Annotated in this window: 1 protein-coding gene; it reads left to right on the top strand. The window is 49.9% G+C overall.

Annotated features, from left to right (window positions below; genetic code table 11):
• Positions 1 to 467: 467 nt before the first annotated feature.
• The coding region (locus tag H9Y05_RS16095; RefSeq protein WP_216714889.1) for a host specificity factor TipJ family phage tail protein at positions 468 to 2,519 on the top strand (2,052 nt) is incomplete at its 3' end.

Below are 2,519 nucleotides of genomic sequence, written 5' to 3'. Positions count from 1 at the left end.
AGAGAAAGGAGTGTTCACAGCGGAAACAGGTACACCCATGCTTAACCAACGAGCTACCGGAATCCTGATGACGCCGGGGGAGATTCCTTTACTTCGAGGGATACTGACATCGTGAATATTAACGATTACACTGGCCTGCCGTATGACTTCCGCCGCCGTAATTGTTGGCACCACGTCCGCAACGTCCGGGCTGACGCGGGGTTATCAACTCCAATGTTCGATGTAACAAGCCCAACGGCAATAGATGCAGCTTTCGATGACGGCCATTCAGACCCTAAAGGTCTTAGGCGAGTGCTTACTCCGCAGAATTTTGACGCCGTTCTACTCGGTGTGAAACATCGAGGGCGGATAGTGTGGCACGCTGGGGTATATTACGAAGGGATGGTTAGCCACTGTGAGCTGGCGTCCAGACAGGTTAGACTGGATAGTCTGGAAGACCTTAAAGATACTTATTCGGAGATTGAATTTTGGCGCTAGTAATTCACTACACACGAAACGAAGACGGCACATTTGACGTTAAACGTTATCGCGATAATCCGATGAACTTCGTCGTGAACCACGTTCCCGACGGGGTGCCGGTTCGCGTTTTCATTGACGAAATTGGAGAAGATAACGACGTAACAGAAGACTTCGAAGCACTGAAAGAAGACGCGACTTTTCATATTGTGGAATCCGCTGGTGGTGGCGCTATTAAAGGCGTCATGAAGATTTTTAGCGTTATTCTTAAACCGTTGGCGAAGCTCTTGTCGCCGTCCGTGAAAGGTGCGTCCTCGAACCTTGCGAACTCGCAGGCAGACTCCCCAAACAACAGTCTTACTGACCGCAACAACAAGGCGCGTCCGCACGAGCGCAGCTACGATATCTGCGGGACGGTACAAACAATACCCAATAACCTTATGTCTACTTATAAGGTGTTTAACGCCGCTGGTAAAATTGTAGAGTACGGCTACTACGACGCCGGGCGCGGCTACCTCGACATCCACCCGGACGGTATAACGGACGGGGATACCCGTGTATCAGATATAACAGGTACGTCGGTTGCCGTGTACGCGCCGTATACGTCACCAAATAATACATCCACACCACAGGTCATGGTTGGCGACCCGATAGAGCAAGGCCTGTACATCACCGTAGAATCTAACGAAGTAGACGGCGTGGTTCTGAAAGCACCTAACGGCCTGGGTATTTCTTTCTCTTACATGTCAGGGTATCCGTCTTTGTCAGGAAACATTGGCACTATATACGACCCAACAGGCGGCTCGGATTTTTCTGGAGTACTGGTGCCTAATGACACGTTTTCGCTGGTGTCCGCGTGGACAAATACAGACGTTGACCTGTCCGGCGGCGGGTATCAGGTAGTCAGCGTGTCCGAAGGGACTGTTACCTTTATAGTACCTGGCGGTCTCATTGGTAGGTGGCAAGAAATAAGACCGGGTTCCTTTTTCCGTGGTGACGGAGAGGCCTCGCTGCAACCAGACAACACGTATGAGAAAACTTTAACCGATTGGGTTTCAATAAACCGTACCGAAGTAGAGCGCATTGTAGCCAATATCGCCGCCGCGAATGGTATGTATAAAGACAACGGCAAATCGAAAACACTGGCGTCGGTCACCGCTGAGATACAGTACCAGTTACTTGATGAAAATAGTGCCCCTTACGGGCCGATATACACTGCGCAAGGAACCGTGTCCGGACGCACCCCGGACTACAACGGAGTCACTATCTATGCCGATCTGCCGGTTGTATCTCGTGTAAGGGTTAGGGCCCGTAGGGTTACGGACCTTGACTTCAATTTTGAAGGGTCTGTAGTCGATGAAATAACGTATGTGAACCTGTATGGACAGACGCGAGATAACACCCCGCACTACGGCAACAGAACAACCGTACACTCGATGCGCAAGCAGACACCGCGCGCTGCGGAGGTTAAGCAACCGCAGTTGCGTATGATTGCCACCGAAATGGTATACAAATACCTTGGTAACGGTGTTTTCGAAGACACGAGGACCCCTAATACTCAGGCTGTGCAATCTCTTATCCGCCTGGCACGTGACCCAGATGTGGGTGGCTTAAACCTGACAGTGCGAAACATGGACAAGTTACTTGCCGTTCAGAAAGAGATTGAAGATTATTTCGGCGACAAGCAAGCGGGGGAATTTTGCTACACGTTCGATGACTATAAAACCACTATGCAGGACATAGTTAGTACTATAGCTGACGCTATATTCTGCACCCCATATCGGAAAGGGGCGGATATCCTTCTTGATTTTGAACGCCCTCGCATGGGCCCGGAGATGGTGTTCACCCACCGAAGCAAGGCCGGTACTTCTGAAAAATGGACAAGGACATTTAACGATGCTCAGGTGTTCGATAGTCTTAAATTCTCGTACATAGACCCAAAAACAAACGTTAAAGAAACAATAACAATACCTGAAACTGGTGGGGTTAAAACGGAGACTTATGACTCTAAAGGTATTCGCAACTATAAGCAGGCTTTCTGGGCCGCTAATCGCCGTCACCAG

Source organism: Taishania pollutisoli (genome assembly GCF_014518315.1).
Taxonomy (GTDB): domain Bacteria; phylum Bacteroidota; class Bacteroidia; order Flavobacteriales_D; family Crocinitomicaceae; genus Taishania; species Taishania pollutisoli.
The sequence above is the reverse complement of the archived record's forward strand: the minus strand, read 5'-3'. Positions and strand labels throughout refer to the sequence as shown.